Annotated in this window: 15 protein-coding genes; 5 read left to right on the forward strand and 10 right to left on the reverse strand. The window is 43.6% G+C overall.

Annotation, left to right across the window (positions count from 1 at the left end):
• Nucleotides 1-169: 169 nt before the first annotated feature.
• The 6 genes from AB0L18_RS08045 to AB0L18_RS08070 form a co-directional block, all read right to left on the reverse strand.
• Nucleotides 170-487 (reverse strand): tyrosine-protein kinase family protein, encoded by a 318-nt coding sequence (locus AB0L18_RS08045; protein ID WP_367392074.1) that lies wholly within the window; start codon nt 485-487, stop codon nt 170-172.
• Nucleotides 488-503: 16 nt separating this feature from the next.
• Nucleotides 504-1,559 carry an IS630 family transposase gene (locus AB0L18_RS08050; protein ID WP_367388028.1) on the reverse strand — a complete coding sequence of 352 codons (1,056 nt, stop codon included), beginning with the start codon at nt 1,557-1,559 and terminating at the stop codon, nt 504-506.
• 26 nt (nt 1,560-1,585) lie between these two features.
• Nucleotides 1,586-2,659 carry a hypothetical protein gene (locus tag AB0L18_RS08055; RefSeq protein WP_367392075.1) on the reverse strand — a complete coding sequence of 358 codons (1,074 nt, stop codon included), beginning with the start codon at nt 2,657-2,659 and terminating at the stop codon, nt 1,586-1,588.
• A 531-nt stretch (nt 2,660-3,190) separates the two neighbouring features.
• Nucleotides 3,191-4,432, reverse strand: coding sequence for an ImmA/IrrE family metallo-endopeptidase (locus AB0L18_RS08060; protein ID WP_367392076.1), 1,242 nt, complete (start codon nt 4,430-4,432; stop codon nt 3,191-3,193).
• A 44-nt stretch (nt 4,433-4,476) separates the two neighbouring features.
• Nucleotides 4,477-4,809 carry a hypothetical protein gene (locus AB0L18_RS08065; RefSeq protein ID WP_367392077.1) on the reverse strand — a complete coding sequence of 111 codons (333 nt, stop codon included), beginning with the start codon at nt 4,807-4,809 and terminating at the stop codon, nt 4,477-4,479.
• Between the two features lie 141 nt (nt 4,810-4,950).
• Entirely contained in the window at nt 4,951-8,139 is a 3,189-nt protein-coding gene (locus AB0L18_RS08070; protein ID WP_367392078.1) for a T9SS type A sorting domain-containing protein, read from the reverse strand.
• A gap of 178 nt (nt 8,140-8,317) precedes the next feature.
• On the opposite strand from AB0L18_RS08070, the gene AB0L18_RS08075 reads away from it, so the two are divergent.
• Nucleotides 8,318-9,724 (forward strand): hypothetical protein, encoded by a 1,407-nt coding sequence (locus AB0L18_RS08075; protein ID WP_367392079.1) that lies wholly within the window; start codon nt 8,318-8,320, stop codon nt 9,722-9,724.
• 246 nt (nt 9,725-9,970) lie between these two features.
• Here the strand turns inward: AB0L18_RS08075 and AB0L18_RS08080 are convergent, their stop codons facing one another.
• Nucleotides 9,971-10,705 carry an SAM-dependent methyltransferase gene (locus AB0L18_RS08080; protein ID WP_367392080.1) on the reverse strand — a complete coding sequence of 245 codons (735 nt, stop codon included), beginning with the start codon at nt 10,703-10,705 and terminating at the stop codon, nt 9,971-9,973.
• A 165-nt stretch (nt 10,706-10,870) separates the two neighbouring features.
• Between AB0L18_RS08080 and AB0L18_RS08085 the strand changes: the two genes are divergently transcribed.
• Nucleotides 10,871-11,629, forward strand: a complete 759-nt coding sequence (locus AB0L18_RS08085; protein ID WP_367392081.1) for a ScpA family protein — start codon at nt 10,871-10,873, stop codon at nt 11,627-11,629.
• A gap of 281 nt (nt 11,630-11,910) precedes the next feature.
• Here the strand turns inward: AB0L18_RS08085 and AB0L18_RS08090 are convergent, their stop codons facing one another.
• Nucleotides 11,911-13,005 (reverse strand): COX15/CtaA family protein, encoded by a 1,095-nt coding sequence (locus AB0L18_RS08090; RefSeq protein ID WP_367392082.1) that lies wholly within the window; start codon nt 13,003-13,005, stop codon nt 11,911-11,913.
• Nucleotides 13,006-13,608: 603 nt separating this feature from the next.
• Here AB0L18_RS08090 and AB0L18_RS08095 point away from each other — a divergent pair.
• On the forward strand, nt 13,609-14,292 hold the full coding sequence (locus tag AB0L18_RS08095; protein WP_367392083.1) for an SOS response-associated peptidase: 684 nt from the start codon (nt 13,609-13,611) through the stop codon (nt 14,290-14,292).
• Between the two features lie 135 nt (nt 14,293-14,427).
• Complete coding sequence (locus tag AB0L18_RS08100; RefSeq protein WP_367392084.1) at nt 14,428-16,788, forward strand: two-component regulator propeller domain-containing protein; 2,361 nt, start codon at nt 14,428-14,430, stop codon at nt 16,786-16,788.
• Between the two features lie 6 nt (nt 16,789-16,794).
• Here the strand turns inward: AB0L18_RS08100 and dtd are convergent, their stop codons facing one another.
• Complete coding sequence (dtd, locus tag AB0L18_RS08105; protein ID WP_367392085.1) at nt 16,795-17,247, reverse strand: D-aminoacyl-tRNA deacylase; 453 nt, start codon at nt 17,245-17,247, stop codon at nt 16,795-16,797.
• A gap of 228 nt (nt 17,248-17,475) precedes the next feature.
• On the opposite strand from dtd, the gene AB0L18_RS08110 reads away from it, so the two are divergent.
• Nucleotides 17,476-17,946 (forward strand): DinB family protein, encoded by a 471-nt coding sequence (locus AB0L18_RS08110; protein WP_367392086.1) that lies wholly within the window; start codon nt 17,476-17,478, stop codon nt 17,944-17,946.
• Nucleotides 17,947-17,955: 9 nt separating this feature from the next.
• On the opposite strand, the gene AB0L18_RS08115 is transcribed toward AB0L18_RS08110, so the two are convergent.
• The gene (locus AB0L18_RS08115) at nt 17,956-18,225 is read right to left on the reverse strand and encodes a hypothetical protein (protein ID WP_367392087.1); all 270 of its coding nucleotides are present in this window, start codon (nt 18,223-18,225) and stop codon (nt 17,956-17,958) included.
• Nucleotides 18,226-18,299: the final 74 nt, after the last annotated feature.

The following is an 18,299-nucleotide window of genomic DNA, read 5'->3' on the forward strand; positions in this document are numbered from 1 at the left end:
TTTTGGGGAACTTGTCGTGTTAGCGAAACGGATGTATGAGCTCTTGCTTACAGGATGAGAGGGTTTATGTGATTTTAATGCTTAAATTTAGGTTATGGTGCTTAAATCTGGCCTGGGTACAGTGCGAGGAACGAGGCTTGTCGGTCAAGCTTTGTTGTGTGCTGCCCAATTATTCTTCTCCATCCTCTGGTTTCTCATATTCATAAGAATATCCGTAACCAAAATTGTGCTTTATATTATAGGCCCGATTAAGCACTAAACCAATTAAGGGGATTTCATTTTTTGAAAGAAGATCAATGGCACTTCTAAGAGTTTCTTCGTTAGAATTATGAAAGGAGTTTACAAAGATTACCCCATCTGTATTTTTCCCAATTACTATTGCATCAGCAACCATTAGTATAGGTGGAGTATCAATAAGTATTAAATCATATTCATTTTGGAGAATAGATACTAATCCTTTAAACCTTTCTAAGCTCAAGATTTCCATTGTGTTATACCCGTCCCTAAGTGGTTTGGGCGTATACAGAAGTCCCACCTACTGAACGAAAATTCAACGTTAGTAGCCTGCGTAACTCTGACTTGTGTGACTTAGTGTCATTGAGAAAATCAATTATTCCGTCTTTGAATTTTGAATACGTATCGTAGTAAATAGAGCTGATGACTTTTTTACGCATAAACTTCCAAAGCCGCTCTATTAGATTCAAATTAGGAGAATAAGGGGGTAGAAATACAAATTCTATGCGCTGATCAGCGGCCCAGTCCTGGAGCATTTTATTGCGATTATAGCGGGCATTATCGCAGATCAGATATATTTTCTTCTTTGGATGTTTCTTCAATAATTGCCGGCACAGCCGTTGGGTAGACTGTGCATTGATAGAATCAGTGATGTCATAAACCAGGTGCTCAGGCTTAAGTGCATTGATCGCACCGTTGATATTTACCCGTTTACGACCGCTATTACAGTCCACCTCAAAGTCTCGGCCCTTGCGTATCCAAGCTCTCCCCGTTTTGGTATTATGGGTGGGATGACAGCCATCAGCGTAGTATACTACTGCTTCTCCTTGTACGGCTTGTTCCAAAAGTTCGGGCAGTACGTCATCTAGAAAATCCAGCTGATCTTGTTCGTTAGCTTTGCTGGCTACTGCCTTGGTCTGCTTGTATACAAAGCCAATGCGATGCAGGAGCTGAGTCATACCAGATACCGAATAAATAACGCCAAAGGTTACTTGAACATACTCACAAATGGAAGCGGCTTCTTCGTACAAGTTCTCTTCCAAGTGAGCTGTCAAGAGTAAAATCTCTTCCTCGTTCAGTTTTCCTGAATAGGGCGTAAACCCATCCAAGAGGTAAGCCGTCAATCCCTTTTCATAAAAGGCTTTCGCGTAACGTCTGATGGTATTATCATCCAAACCCAGCGCAGCCTCAATGACCTTGATCTTATGTCCCTGATGCAACATAATCAAGACCGTAACCTTGCGGAATTGACGCGGGGGCAAATTCGGATGCTTCTGAATTTGACGTAATTGATCGTACTCGGATTGACTTAGCTTGATTTTCACGCCAAAAAATACGAATTTTTCCCAAACTACTTAGTGACGGGTATAGTATGAATATTTCCTGAAAAAATCATATCTAACTTATCACGGCCTTCATAGCTATATAGAATTTCCTTTATCTCAACATTGCCATATTGAAGGTATTCAGAAAGGCCTAAATTTTTCTTATCAGTATTATAACTTTGGTTTACAGTTCTTCTAAGGTGAGGTCTTCTTAAATCGGCATCAATCAATAAAACTCTCTTACTCTGAGAAACAAGAAGGGCTAAATTATAACAAAATGAAGTTTTACCATCCCCTGCCAATGAGCTTGTCACACTAAATAGTTTCTTCTCATAATAGTTTGTTTGATGTCGTAGGTTCAGTTCAATATAACGAAGGCCTTCACTATACATAGTTCTACTTCCTTTAAAATGGAAAGGTTCCTTCCCTCTCTTAACAGTTCCAAGAGGACCTAAAAAGTTAATATCTAATTTTTTAAATTGAGAAACATCAAAAATTCGCCCCGTCACTGAAAAGAAAAGAACTCTAACAAAAAATAAGGATACTAAGATTGCAATTAGGTTTAAGTAATCTGAATTAATCTTTTCTATCACTCCATATCTTTCCAGTAATCTAACATTACTGCCCAAAAAATCTAGCTGCCTGTTAACTATGGCGTCAAGTTGATTTGAATATTCTTTTATTTTTCTTTTTTTACTCACCTCATCAAATAAATCTTTAACGAAAAATACTTCGGTAGAAATAGAGAGTAAATTTTCGTTTAGAACTACACTTACTTTTCCTAGATCAAAGCCTAAAGACTTTTTTTCTAACTGAGTTCGAATATAGTCACCACTAGTTAAGTTTACATTTAACAACTTAGCATATGTTAAGACATCAGAATAGCTGTCTTCTATTTTTGAAATAGGCAAAACCACGTAGTCCTTCTTTATATTACAAGTCAAATTTCTTTCAAGAAATAAATATGACAGTAGCAGTATAATGACGATTAACCAGATGTATCTATCTTTTCGCAATACGTAACTAATTAAAGGAATGAGTTTTTTAAAAAACTCATTCAGTTGACTCCAAAATTGTACTGATAGAAATTCCTTTGACATTTTTGCAAAACTCATTATTACTCCTTCTATATTACTTCGCTGCAAATCTCAGCCTGAAGATAAGATTATCGAAAATATTTAGTTCCGACAACATCTCAAATTAATTTCCATCCCTAATTCCACCTTATATTCTACTATAAGCCTCTTCTAATTTGCCTATAGAAGACTACTTGTAGCTATTTATAATCATATGTAATGGCATACAACGACAAGCCCTGCATCCGCCATTCTGCTTGAGGCAGGAATGGCGGATGCAGGGAAATTAAATGATGCCGCCGGCTTTTACTATGGGCTTTCTATTTTTTTGCATGTCCTTTTCAGGCTTCCTGCCCACTCGATGCTAGACTAAATATAGTTTTTTGGGGGATTTTTCCGGTCATCATTTTGGCGGAACACTACACTGGGAAGTACTAGCAATTAAAGATAACTGTATGTTTATCTTTATGAACTCATTTTTAGTGATTTAGCAGTATTTATAGTGACTTCGTGTCGCACCGCTGGTAGCTAAGTTAGGCACCGTTTCTCTTTTCTTTAATTGTACTCTCGAAACTCATCTTTATTTTGATCAATAATCTGTCCAATAGACTTAAGCCGAGAGTGATTATCGATTTGGTCTAGATCATTTAACCGGTATACAACGCTCGTCTTTGTCGTGTAAAAATAATAAGCCAACTTTTCCACCAATTGATAAAAGGATTTTCTGTTAGCCCATTGATCATCTAGGTATATCTTACCTACTCTCATCCCCAACTGTTCTTGGAACATGAATAACCTTGTCAATAATGAGATGTCAGGTAAAATAATTGACGACGCAAAACAATTAGCTTGCCATTCAAGCCAATTTCTGTCATTGGTTAAAACGTACCTCATACTGCTAAATGAGAATTCAGCATCTGTAAATGCTTCATATTCAATTTGGCTTAGCTCGATTTCGCTATGTAAAAGTATATGGCCAAGCTCATGTGCTAAGATAAAAGGATAGGATCTACCTTGAGACACCTGATTTGACACGTGAATGACACCATTCTCTAAATCCGTAGCTGCACGAATTTTCCTACCTGCCGAATCTTTTCCTAAACTGTTAACTTTTTGAATACCAACATTGAGTTCACCGGTTATATATTTTTCTAACTCACGTAATGGGAGCTTTCTCTTTCTCTCCAAAATATACTGATCAATCCTATTTATCAGTGACTTGGCAATCCTATTAATATCATTCCTTGAAAGTCTCTCTATTTGAGATCTAATACTAGCTCTATCACTAATAGGATTAAGGACTTTTTGAAGTTGATTATCAATAATTGAAAACTCATCAGTTGGCGAAATAACTCTGAATTTCCTCGTGCTACTATGCAGTACTATTTTGTAGCTATTGTCATCATATACTTTTATGTACATAATACCTCTATTCTTCGCGTAAAGAGGTCCCGTTCCTTGAAGATTTGCATTGGTAATGAACACAGCTTTAGCATTTAAGCCTGAAACCTGTGTAACTTTCTTATCAAACTCTTCTAAATCATTAATTGGAATTGGGTGGCTGTAATTCTTGCATTCTACCACAAACAGTAACATGTAGTTTGCTGCTCCTGGTGGCCACACTTCAATCGACAGATCAAAGATGATATCGCTTTCTCGTTCTTTAGAATAGTATTTGGGTTTCTTTCTTAGCTTACAATACTTCCCATCCATACCTAATATTCCTTCATCTATTGCCTTCTCCAAAAGGAGATAAACTCTTTCCTCAAATTCATTTCCTTTTTTGGTCGTATTCATTAATTTATAAAGTATTTATCTTCTTACGTCACCTTACGCCCCCCCTACCACAACCGCTCCAGCCCCCGCATCAAATTATGCTCCAAATGGCTATAGTCATCATCGGCTTTAAAGAGACCTACCAGATGCCCTTTCAAGGTACGGGTCCCTTCCTCCCCTGGAAAGAAGGTCTCCTTCATCTCAGTGAGAACCTGAATGATCTCGTAATCCGATTTGTCTGCGCTAAAGGCCTTTGCTTTTTCACAGTGCTCTTTGCCGCAGCGATTTTGCATAAAATCTCGCTCTTCCTCACTGATACTCAGGTCTGCACCTGCAGCGTAGTGTAATGCTAAGGCTAGAAAATCTTCCCGGATCCAGTTGTTAGGTATTAATGACATGTTTATAGGGTGTTTGTTATGCTTTACTTAAAGATAGGTAGATTTGGGAAGAAATACCATAGTTTTCACTTTGAACTAAAAAGCCATTCTCTCCGCCTAATTAGCAGAAAGAATGGCTTTACCTGGAAAGAGAAGCTTTTATTACTTCTTCACCAACTTCGCTGTTCCTAACAAATCTCCGTTGTCAAGTGTCAATCTCAATTGGTACCAACCTGCGGGCAAATCCGCTACCGAAAGCGAATGGGTCTTGCCACTGAAGGACGCTTGGCGCAACAGGCGGCCTTGCGCATCCAGCACCTGCAAGAGCAGCCGGTCAGGTACTTCTTCTCCACTCAGCTGTAGTTCCAGCTGGTCAGCGACGGGGTTGGGGAAGATGTTCCATTGGATGGCTACACCTGGCACCACTTCGGTATTGACCACCTCCAGGAAATTGCGCCCCAGGGTATGGAATACGGTATTGGTGATCACGGGCTCATTGAAGTCGAAGTAGATCGCTGCATCGTTTTCGATGATGGTCTCCAGTGGTGCATTGGCGTCGGGTGAAATTCGGAAATCAACGAAACCTTGAGAAGCTTCCAGATTGGTGGTGCTATCAGGCAGTAAGATGTTGTTGAAGGTAAAGGTCAGCGCCCGATCAGCTCCAATATTGGCGGTATAATCATGGGTACTTACCCCCAAATCAATGGTGCGTAAATCCAGGTACTCCGACAAGGTGTCCCGAATAACCACCGTGAAGGCAGTATCAGTACCCGTGTTTTGGAAGCGGATGCGATAGTACAATTCGGTTTCCGGAACGATATAGTGCTGCTCACCATATCCTACGGGCAGCGCCGCTTTGTCGTTGGGATCATAGGAACCCACATTTTCCAGACAGAAAACATCGCTGCTGATCGTGGCTGTCGTTTGACTAAATTGAGTAACAAAACCAGTACTGAACTCATTTTGATCATTGAGCCCGCAACCTTCAATCGACAAACTTAATACTTCTGAATAAGGGTGGTTTTCTACTTGGTCGATTTGAAAAGTATAGGTAGAGCCATTGGCGGGAAAGAGGAAAGTCTCGATTTGATCTCCGCCCAAATCATCAATCATTTGAGGTTGCATCATGGCTACGCCATCTTCAATGACGATGTAGTTGATGCTTTCCGCCAAGTCTTCCGTTCCGGTATTCCTAACGGTAAAGACGACATCCGTTCCATTGCAATCAGCCTCCAACTCCAGGTTGGTACCCGACCAGTTTTGCGCAGGAGCGCACAAAGGGTTAGGAGTTACGAATACCTCAGAACAGTGGGTCTGCCCCAATTGCGCATTACAGCTGACAAATACCTGTACCCAGAAAAAGACGGTTTCATTAGGAGCAATTTCATCAATGGTCCACACAATAGTTTGGTCAACAATTCCCGTAGGTTGAAGACTTGAATTTTCGTAAAAAACAAATTCATCTAAAGTCAAAATAACCTCAGCACCGAAGGCAGTTTCCGTGCCATTGTTGGTAACGTTGATGTAGTAGTAATTTGAAAAACAACGACGCAAGAAGTTGGCACTCAAATTGACGTTGAGTTCCGGGCAATACACCAAGGCTTTAACCGGAAAATCTACATTTCTCGCTTCCCCTTCCTCTAAAGCTGGATCGAGCTCAACTGTTGCTAAACATATTTCCCAAGCTGCTGATGGAGCGATCAAGGTCACAGAAGTCGTTGCAATAGGGACACTCAATTCATAATATCCTTCACTATCGGTAAACGCAACGTAACTGGCCACACCGTCCGTAGCGATGACTTCCCAGCCTTCGAGTGGCAGATCTGCGGGGTCGGGCGCACAATCTTCGTTATCGTCTTGATGTACGTAACCATTAATCGTCGCACAGGTTTCAGCTTCCAGATCAATAAAGATCGTTGAATAAAAATTACAATCAAAGCCTATAGCCTCTGTCCGCAGGGTATAAATACCGGTTTGGGTAGGCGTAATGGTCTGTTCGTCGGTAATGGTCGTAACACCATCAGGGAACGTCCATTCAAAAGCTATCTGACCAAAATAATTGGCTGGAATGATGCCTTGTAAGCGATAATCGTTACACCCCAAGACGGTAGTAATGATACCATCCTCAAAGTCCAGTGTAAGGTCGGTTACGGTCACCTCCAGACTACTGCTACAACCTGCAACACTGATACTGCTCACCGTTAAGACATAAATGCCCGGATCACTGACGGTGACTACCTCTTGGTCACTGCTAAAACCATTAGGCCCTGTCCATTGATAAGTATAGTCGGGGCCGCTTGTTGAGCCAGAGCCATCCAATACCACACTGCCAGTGGAGCAGGAAAGGATGCCAGAGGTATTGACATCTACCAATGGGAAAGGGTCGTAACTAACAAACTGGGTAATGCTACAACCATTCTCATTAGTGACCGTCAGCACAATCTGTCCGGGTGCAGGGTTCACCAACTCCGTAGTCGTAGATGCTACAACTCCATTGATCTCCCACAAGTAGGTAAAGTTGCCACTGCCGCCTTCGGTCACTGCTTGAAGCGTAAAATCCGTCACACATGGCTCGGTTGGCAAGCCATTGACAGTTACGGTAAAAGAGGGATCTTCTAATATTGTTGCATCAGTAACTACTGTACAACCACTGGCATCAATAATGGTCACAGAATAGGTCCCTGCGGGTAAGTTAACCAGCGTAGATCCATCCAAACCAATGTCCCAATTATAGATATAGGGAGCTACGCCTCCAATTACCGTAACCGTAATTGTACCATCGACCATGCCAGCGCAAGTAACATTTGTAGCTGATGCATCAGCTTGTAATACCGGTGGTTCTGTTATTACAAAACATTCCTCATTGGCACACCCACTTCCATTTGTCACGGTTACACAGTAGGTGCCTGCGGATAAGCCTTGTTGTAACGGGTTGGTATCTCCATTGCTCCACTCGTAGATAAAATTCGCACCATTATTGATCTGAATAAAACCTGTATTTGCACCATTGCAGTTGATGTTCTGTACGGTAGCTTCTATGACTAATGGTGCCACCGTGACGGTTACACTGGCACTGCCTTGTTCCCCCAGGCCATCTTCTACCGTTAAGGTATAAGTTGTTGTGACGGTAGGCGTAGCCATGGTACCCAAGCAATCCGCACAGCTCAAACCTTCTGTGGGTGTCCAGGAGTAAGTATAGTTTCCGTCGCCTCCACTGGGATTGGCATCCAAAAAGACGCTTTCTCCCTCACAAATGGTCACATCATTTGAAATAGAGATATTAATCTGCCCGGTAAGCGGCAGAACAAAAAGCAGCAGAACTGCCCAAATAAGTAGTTTTCTATGATTCATAGCGGATATTTTATTAGCATCCATAACACAGGATTATTTTCGATGCTACAAATATGCGCTTTGCTGTTCCCGAACACAAACCAAAATAATATGCTTTGTAGAATATTATTATTTTTAAAAATCTATTAAATTGATTAAAATAAAGGATAAATATTTTTTTTGTAGAACATATTAAGATTTGAAAAATACATTATTACTTTCATTTATTGCTACATTAGACCGTAGAGAGCGCCAACAGGCTGCTTTGTGGCTGGGGTGTGAGCTTCACAACACAAGGCCGGCTTTGCGTAAGTTGTTTCTTTTTTTGGAAGAACAGCACTTTGAGCTCGGCCTTTCTCCCTCTAGAGAAGATGCCTTCCGGATGATTCATCCTCACCAAGACTTTGATGATCAGGAGTTTCGCTTACAATGCAGCTACCTGCACCAATGCCTGGAAGAATGGTTGCAATGGCGTGTTTTCCAACAGAACAATGTGGGTGATACTGCATTGTTATCTGCTTATCGCAACCGAGGTTTGGATAAACACTTTCGGCGGCGGGAAAAAAAGCAGCGGCATCTCCTCAAGCAGCAACCACTCCGCCACCACAATTTTCATTTGCAACAATACCAACTGGAAGAAGAAGTGTATCTCTTCCAATCGAGAGAAGGCCGCGGCCTCGCACTCAATTTTCAACAGCAAGAGAGTGCTTTGCAAAAAGCCTTTATGAGTTACAAATTACGCCTGGCCTGTCTGAGTATCGCGCACCAAAGGGTGTCGGGGGCGAGTTACGAAATAGCCATGCTGCCTGAGATACTGGCCCTTGCTCCGCTTCCAACCTACCGACAAGCGCCGGCCATTTCCATTTATTACAATGCTTACCTGATGTATCAGGAACCTGATAATGAAATGGCATTCCGGGAGTTTGAGCGACTATTACTCACTCACCTCCCTGAGTTTCCTGATAGCGAAGGCCGCGACCTGGTCTTACTTGGTATCAATTTCTGTATCCGACAAATCAACAAAAAAGGGAACATCTACTTCAAAGAAGCACTGGAGCTTTACCGTAAGGGACTGGAACAAGATTTGCTCCGAGAAGATGGTTACCTCACTCCCTTTACTTATTCCAATATCACGATTATTGCCATCCGCTCTGGAGAATTAGACTGGGCCGCACAATTCCTTGAAACTTATCGCCACCAATTGGATCCACTCCGGCGGGAAGGTATTCATGCCTTGAATGAAGCTCGGCTTGCCTATCACCGCGGTCAGCACCGGGAAGCGCTTCTTAAATTACACCAGTTTTCGGATCGGGATTTTATCCACCAGTTTAGTGCTAAAATCATCCAATTGAAGATCTACTACGAAGCCGGAGACTTTCAGTTATTAGCTGCCCACATCAAAAACACCCGGGCTTACTTGCGTAGAATTAAACACGATAGTTACCACAAGCAGATTTATACCAACATCTTCACCCTCACGGATCAATTGATGAAGCTTCCGCCTTACGACAAAGAAAAACGACGAGCACTAAAAGCACAGATCATGACGACTGAACCGCTTACAGAAAAGGAGTGGCTCCTGGCGCAGTTGGAAATAGGTGGCTAGAGGGGAGGTGAGTTGAATTTGGCTGCTTTTTTGTGCTGCGCTGCGCTTGCGGTGGTGTTCGCCTGATGACTCGGAATGGCGGTAGTGTTCACTAAAGCTCGTCCCAAGGCCTCGTGACGGCTTACCGCCGACGCAGTCGGCATCCCCTCGATTCCGATTTGTCGGGAGAACACCCCCCACAAGCGTGGACGAAAAACATCAAGCAGATTCTTCCCCAAATTCAAGAGACCAAACCACAAAGCACCACTATTTTTTCCGCTCTCCCAACACAAATACCGCCGGCCTTTTGTGCAAATCAGGCAGCTTTAGCGTACGCCAAACACCAATGGTGTGGGTCTGTATCCACTGGGTAGGCAGGGTGATGTCTACGGCAATAGAGAAGAGGATATTGGTATCGAGTGTATTCAAGGCGGTTTCAACCACAGCTTGATTGCGATAGGGAGTCTCAATAAAAATTTGGGTTTCTCCTCGACGATTTGCCTGTACTTCTAGTTGCTTAAGTTCCTGGGCCAACTCCGGCCGCTTGGCACTCAGGTAACCTTTAAAGGCGAAGGACTGTCCGTTCATTCCTGCCGCCATCAGGGCCAGCAAAATAGAAGAGGGGCCTACTAGTGGCATCACTTCTACCCCCTGCTCGTGCGCAGCGAGCACCAGTCGGCTGCCGGGGTCAGCAACTGCGGGCACACCGGCTTCTGATAACAGCCCCACGGAGCGGCCTTGCTGGGTAGCCTCTAAAAAAGAAGGGATTTCACCAGCTTCGGTACGCTTGTTGAGTTCAAAAAACAAACAATCATCAAAAGGCGTAGGGAAGGCAATGGCTTTGAGAAACCGCCGCGCCGTCTTGGCACGTTCGACCACAAAAACATCTAAACCGTGAATAATTTCTTTCACGTACTCAGGAACAGTATGCCAGGCATCTTCGCCTAAAGGCACGGGCAATAAATAGAGTTTTCCTGATGATTGATTCTCAATTTCTTTCATAAATCATTACAGTTCTAATTTTTTCAGGTGACGCGTAACTGCTCTTGTTACGGTGTCAAAATCTGGTAAATCATGAATTTGGTCTACCATGGATTTTTGCCACCGTATACCTTGATCGAACAAGTCTCATATACACAATTACCACCAAAGCCTTACCTTTGCGACATGAGTACGTCGTACACCATTAAACTGCCCCAATTCGAAGGTCCCTTTGACCTCCTGCTCTTCTTTATCGAGCGGGACGAACTGGATATTTACGACATTCCGATCGCCAAAGTTACGGATGATTTCCTGGAATATATCCGGCAAATGGAGCAGATGGATATCGATCTGGCCAGTGAATTCGTATTGGTCGCCGCTACACTCTGCCGGATCAAAGCAAAGATGCTCATTCCACGCAAGCCCGTTGATGAAGAAGGGAATGAAATTGACCCTAGGGAGGAACTGGTCAGCCGCTTGCTAGAATACAAGAGGTACAAAAGCGTACTCGAAGAAATGCGCGAGTTGGAAGAAAGCCGTGCTTTGCGCAATTACCGTGGTAATGTAAGCAGCGAGCTACAGAGCATCGCCACCAAAGCCCTCGTCGACGCGGAACTGGAATCCGTCACCTTGTTCAAACTTCTCCGCGCTTTTGAACGGATGATGGAGCAAGCCGAAGAAGCTAAAAAACGGCCCACTGTTCACCAGATCGTACAGTTCAATTACTCCATTGAGGAACAGCAACAACACATCCTCACCTTGGTCAACTCAGGCAATCGCCCCAGCTTTGTGGACATCTTTGGACAATGCCAAAATCGCATCCACGCCATCGTTACTTTCCTTGGTCTCCTGGAATTGCTCAACATGCAGCGCATCAAACTCATCGGTGGGCAGGAAGTCAACAGCTTTTGGCTGGAACCTTATCCGATAGAAGAGGAGGAGTAACAGCAGCATTTCTCCAACAAACGCTAAGCTGGACTTTCGGCAAAAGTCCGTAGTAGGACACGGCTTGCTTCGCACGCCTATGGTATAGGGTAAAGAGATAAGGAAAGACATCGGAGTCAATTCCAAATAAGAGCGGGAAAAACCGAAGTTGGAAATTAAACGATCGAAATGCTCTTTAGGGTTCAAATCCCTATACCCTCTACTTCTAATCCTCTGTCCGACTTTCGGCAAATGTCGAAAGCCCAGCTTAGTTATCCACAGTTATCCACACCCAATGTGGATTATTCTCGTAACAATTGATAATCAATAAATAAGACGGCGGACAATAGGAATATCGCACCTGCTTGGTGCAATACCCCCAAGCCAACGGGAATAATACCAACACTGTTGATAACCGTAAGAATACCCAATACGACTTGAGTTATCAACATACTTACCAACAGGTAAGATGCGCGCCTGATAAGCTGTGATTTGGTCGTCTTTAAGAGCTTCCAAACGAAATATAAAGCAATGATAGTCAACAGATAAGCTGTACCTCTATGCAGGAATTGGATCAGCGCTGGTTGAAACAAAGTCGCATCGTAGTTCACAAGGTTTTCCACATTCCACATCTCCGATTTAGTCAATACCTCCGGTACCCATTTTCCGTTCATATCAGGCCAGGTAGGATAGAATAATCCGGCCTTGGCTCCTGACATGATTCCCCCCAGAATAATCTGTAGTGCAGTGATGCCCGTAAGTACTTTCGCCCAAGTTTTCAACACCCTATGTGGAAAACCTACGGGCTCGGGTTGAAACACTTTAAATACCGTCCATAGCAAGTACGAATAGAGGATACAAGCCAGAGATAAATGCATCGTCAACTTGTAGGCATTCACCCAGGGGCGCTCAACGAGTCCGCTGGCCACCATGATCCAACCAAAAGACGCCACCACCGCTGCCAGTAGCACGGTAATCCCCAAACGCTTCATCAAGGGCCTGTCGAGCCACCCCTTGCGCCAAAAGATCACAAAGGGGATAGCGAACACAAATCCCATCAAACGCGCCCAGAGGCGATGAAAATACTCCCAGAAGTAGATAAACTTGAATTCTGATAAGCTCATTCCTTCATTAATCTTAGCATATTGGGGAGTAGCTTTGTAGTGATCAAACTCCGTGTTCCAGTCTGCTTCATTGAGCGGAGGCAGGGTGCCTGTAACGATTTCCCATTTGGTAATGGATAAGCCAGAGCCCGTCAGGCGGGTAATCCCGCCAATGACGATCTGGCCAATAATCATAATCACGCCCACTACCAGCCACCATTTCACGATTGGCCGGTAGCTCTTGATTCGTGCTGTACTTTTTTCGCCATCAAGCGTGCCTAGCTGTGTGTCCATTCCTGTTTATTTTTCTTGTATCATTCAAAGCAATTTTCCTATGCTTTTGTTTCGATGAATGCTTTTGGTAATAGGGTCTATTAATAGATTTTAATAATTTTTTTTCTTTTTCCTTATTATTATTAGTGCTGTTAGTATGGTGGAGAAAAAAATAAGTTAAGTCTAGGTAAATTCATTGTTAATAAAATAGCTCCCTCAACTAACACATTATTCACATACCAACCCCTTGAAAAATAAGGAATTTGCAAACTTATTCACAGTCGGTGGATTATTTGTCAACGGAATAACTTTTTTAAAACCGGGTATGGAAATTTGACCTTTGAATGTCAATAACCATGAACGCTTTCCACCAAAAAAGGCCTTTTAGACAATAGCCCGATTTGCGCCTCCCTTCAGCTGTTGATAGATGTAGAGAAGTTGGGGCTTATCCCCCGTACTTTCCACAACGAATGTGGAAAAAGGATTTGGCTAACTGCTTGCTTTTTACGTACTTACAAGAAGTCAAAGAATAGCAATGTGGAAAACTTCATGAAGGTTATTTGCATACATTTGTTTTTGTGTAGTCCATGAGATGTTATTCACAATCTGATTATTATAGCGCTTATGTGTGGTAGATATTCACAAGTTTTCACCCTTGCACAGGTGGAGCAGCAACTAGAGATGCCGTTGGATGGAAGCTCTGAGGTGGTGCCCAATTACAACGTGGCACCTACGCAAGAGGCGGTGGTTATCCTCAATGAGGCTCCCCATCTATTGCAACCCCTGCGTTGGGGCCTGGTACCGTATTGGTCCAAAGATATACAACAAGGAGCAAGACTGATCAATGCCCGCAGTGAAAGTATCGTTACCAAGCCTTCCTTCAGGATTCCCATTCGGCAGCGGCGTTGCCTGGTTATTGCGGATAGTTTTTACGAATGGAGAAGATCTGGTTCGCAAAAATATCCTTACCGTATAATAAGGAGTAATGATGACTTGCTGGTGATGGCAGGAATATGGGATATCGCCCGGGTAGATGGACAGCAGTACCGTACTTTTTCAATCATCACCACGGCACCTAACCAGGAAATGGAGGATATTCACAATCGTATGCCAGTTTTATTGATCAATAAAGAGGAGCAGCAAAGCTGGTTGCAAGATCGGGATGTGGAGGAGACGCTTGCATTGTTGAAAACTCCTGACGATGATGTATTGCGTTATTACCGGGTCAGTCAGCAGGTTAACAACGTACGGAGCAATGGCCCAGCCTTGCATCAATTAGTAAACGATGACCCCTTGACCTTGTTCTAAAAGTGGGTTGGAACCTTGGCTGCTTATTTTGCTGGTGAGATATTGTCGCTGGTCTAACTTAAGATGCTAATTTTAGCCTTCCGAGCAATACATTTGCCGACTTGCTGGTTTACTTTTTGAACAGATGAATAATTTATGAGACCTCAGCTACTCGCCTGCTTTTTTCTGCTACCCTTCTTTGTCTACACTCAAAACGTCCTCCCTATTGGTGCCTGGAGAGCGCATCCTCCAAAACGGGTAGGCCTTTCGGTCACACAAAGTGCCGACCAGATTTTTTATACCACCCGTGCAGCTTTGATGATTTTGGACAAAGACGAAATAGCTCCTTCGTTTAAAACGACGGTGGACGGGCTTTCAGGCGTAGATTTCAGGATGATTCGCTTTCATGAACCCAGTGGCAAACTCGTCATTGTTTATGAGGATGGAATTATTGATTTGTACGATGAGGGTAGAATCGTGACGGTCCGTTCCATCAAAAACTTCACCAATATTACCGGTGAGAAAAAGATCAACGACATTTTTGAGTACGATGCCAATACGCTATTCCTGGCGGGTAGTTATGGTATTTCTGCTTTTCGGATAGACAATGGCTCTTTTCCCTTTTCCACATTTATGGGAGAAGCCAATGTTCTTTCCGTTGCTGTATTTGAAGGCAATATTTATGCGGGTACTGCCGAAGGCATATATCGCACGTCCATCAATAATCCAACGGCGGACGATTTCAGTACCTGGAATTTCCTGGGCCTGGAAGCAGGTTTTCCTGATGATTACACCACCAGTGCGATGGCTATTTATGAAGGGCAATTGTACCTGGGGATCAACGAGGATATCTATCGCTGGGAAAATGGCGGCCCCGTACTTTTCTCTGATCAGTCGGAGAGTTACAGCCTGCGGTACCTTTCGGCTGAAGGCGAGCACCTCTTGGCGGGTTTTCGTTGTGAGGATGGTAGCTGTGGCAATGGACAAGTGTTGTATTTCACCTCAGATGGTAATGGCGGTGCACTGACATCAGGTTGTGTTGGACGCAGTAACTATGCATTGGAAGACCAGTTTGGTCGTATTTGGTTTGGTGATGAATACATGGGCTTTCGTTGGTTGGACAATACGGCGGATGATTTTTGCAATACCTTTGAAATCAATTCCCCTTACAGCCAAAGGGTATGGGATATTGAAGTGGTGGACGACACGGTATGGATGGCCGCTGGCGCTTACGAACCCAACCGAACGCCTATTCCTACCGATCATGGTATGGCGTCTTTTGCTAATGGTGAATGGGAGATTTACAACCGATGGAGCAAGGAAGCTTTTAAAGGTTTCAACACTGCCGATGATCAACGTGATGATGATGTCTTTGCCTTGGTAGATGTGGTAAAAAACACCACCAATGGCAAAGTTTATGGTGCGTCTTATTACACTGGGCTTATAGAAATAGATGGTGAGAATATTCGCCTTTTCAACGATTCCAATTCTCCTTTAAGTAATACCAGTGGCGACGATATCCGTACCCGGGTCAGTGGTCTGGCCGTTGATGATGAAGGCGGCGTATGGGTAAGCAATTATCGCGCACTGGAAGGAAAACCACTCCACCGACTTAATCCCGACGGAACCTGGGTTTCTTTTGCAGCAACCTGCGGGCAGAATGATCTCTTTCAGATCGTGATTGATCCACGCACCAATTACAAGTGGATTATTTCAGGAAGCACGACCTCTGGTATTTTGCTTTTTGATGAAGGGGATATCGACAATCCCAACGATGATCGCTGCCGCTCTTTCACGGCCAATAACTCCAATGTACCTACAAATGAAACCAACTGCCTGGCTATCGACCAGGATGGTGATGTATGGGTAGGAACGAACCAAGGCATCGTGATTTTTGAATGTGGGACTGCTGCTTTTGACGACAACTGCCAAGGTTCTTTGCGCACGGTTGACCTGGATGGTTTTTTGGAGTACCTCTTTAAAACACAAACGGTCCTGGCGATTGCAGTAGATGGTGCCAACCGGAAATGGGTGGGTACAAGCAATGGTGCCTACTTGTTGTCGCCAGATGGAAAAGAAGAACTGCTGCACTTTACCAAAGATGATTCTCCGCTATTGGACAATACGATTCGTACCATCGCAATCAATGACCGCACCGGAGAAGTATTTTTTGGTACCGATAAAGGCATTATTTCCTACCAGGGAGATGCTATTGTCGGTACCCGCCTCAACAAAGCGGAACCAACGGTTTTCCCAAATCCAGTGCGCCCGGAATACGATGGTCCCATCACTGTGCGTGGTTTGGCCGTGAATGCCAATGTCAAGATCACGGATGTCAACGGCAAGCTGGTTTACGAAACAGAAGCCTTGGGTGGACAGGCTATTTGGGATGGTCGTGACTACAATGGGCGCCGGGTACAAACTGGTGTTTACCTGGTGTTCAGTACAACCAATCCGCGCGAAGCTGGCCTGGCGCAACCCGATGCTGTGGTGACCAAGATTTTATTTGTTAATTAATCGGTATTATTCCCTATTCTTGGAGTCGATCCAAATGGTTACGGGGCCATCATTGAGAAGGCGGACTTTCATGTCTGCCCCAAACTCTCCGGTGCCTACCGGCTGTCCCAGGGCAATACTTAGCTGATCGACAAATTGTTCGTAAAGCGGGATAGCTACTTCAGGGCGGGCGGCTTTGATGTAGCTAGGGCGGTTGCCTTTTTTGGTGCTGGCGTGGAGGGTAAACTGACTGATGACGAGAATTTGCCCCTGAATATCCTGCACCGAAAGGTTCATCTTGTCTTCTTCATCGCTGAAGATACGTAGCTGGATAATTTTCTTACAAAGCCATTCAATATCTTCGGTGGTGTCTTCTGTTTCGATGCCCAATAGTACCAAGAGCCCCGGGCCAATGGCTGATTTTACTTCGCCTTCAATCGTAACGGAGGCTTCGGCAACACGCTGGATAAGTACTCGCATTCTTAGGCTGATTCTTTTTCTAGTCGCAAAAATATAAATCCCTAAGGGACGGGAAAAAAATAAGTCTAGTAACTTTCGATTTTTTAAAATTTTCTAAACAACTGATTGAAAGAAAGTTGTGTGAAAATTTTCAAAAATCTCCAGAGAAAGTTAATAGGCTTATTTCCGTCAAAATACTAAGTAGTTTGTTAACTTTGATTAATCTTAACCACTCTTTTAATCAGTTTTATGACCATTGCTAACTTTGAATTTATCCTAAAGAGCACACAACAAGCGCGCGCTAATATGCTGAGCTTGATGGAACCGCTGCATATGGATCAATTGAATTTGATTCCGGAAGGGTTTCGTAATAACCTGGTTTGGAACTTTGGCCACGTCATCGTTACGCAACAATTACTGTGCTATGGACTTTCGGGATTAAAACCTGAAGTAGACCCAGCTATGGTGGAAGCTTATCGGAAAGGAAGTGCCCCTCAAGGCAACGTAAGCCAAGAAACGCTTTCTGAATTTATCCAGTTGAGTGAGGAAACTTTAGTGAAATTCCAGAACGATTACGCGCAAGGAGTTTTTGAAGCATTCAAACTCTATCCTACCAGTTTTGGTGTAGAACTGAGCCGAGTAGAGGAGGCTTTTCAGTTTAACCTGGCCCACGAAGCAATGCACCTGGGCACGATGATGGCCATGCGAAAGCTGGTTTAGAGCCTTTCTTTAGAGCATGTTTGCACTTAGGAATTCCTGGTAGTTTTCAGGAGAGATTACCTTGAATGTGGTGTTAGGGTAGGCATCACTGAAAGTACCAGGAATACTTGCTTTTTTCTTGCTTTTCCATTTGAATTCATAAGCATAAAGTTGGCCGTCGTATTCTTCTATATAGTCGATTTCCTGCTGCCGAGTAGTTCGCCAAAAATAGCTATGCCCATAAAATTGGTGATAACTATATTGTATTTCAGTCTTTCGCTGATCAGGAAATTCTCCCAAAGTCCTCCTACATCATTGCGTTGTGATAGTGGGCGGAAATCGCTCATTTATCATAAAGGACACGATCAACATGC

The organism is Lewinella sp. LCG006 (genome assembly GCF_040784935.1).
Classification (GTDB): domain Bacteria; phylum Bacteroidota; class Bacteroidia; order Chitinophagales; family Saprospiraceae; genus Lewinella.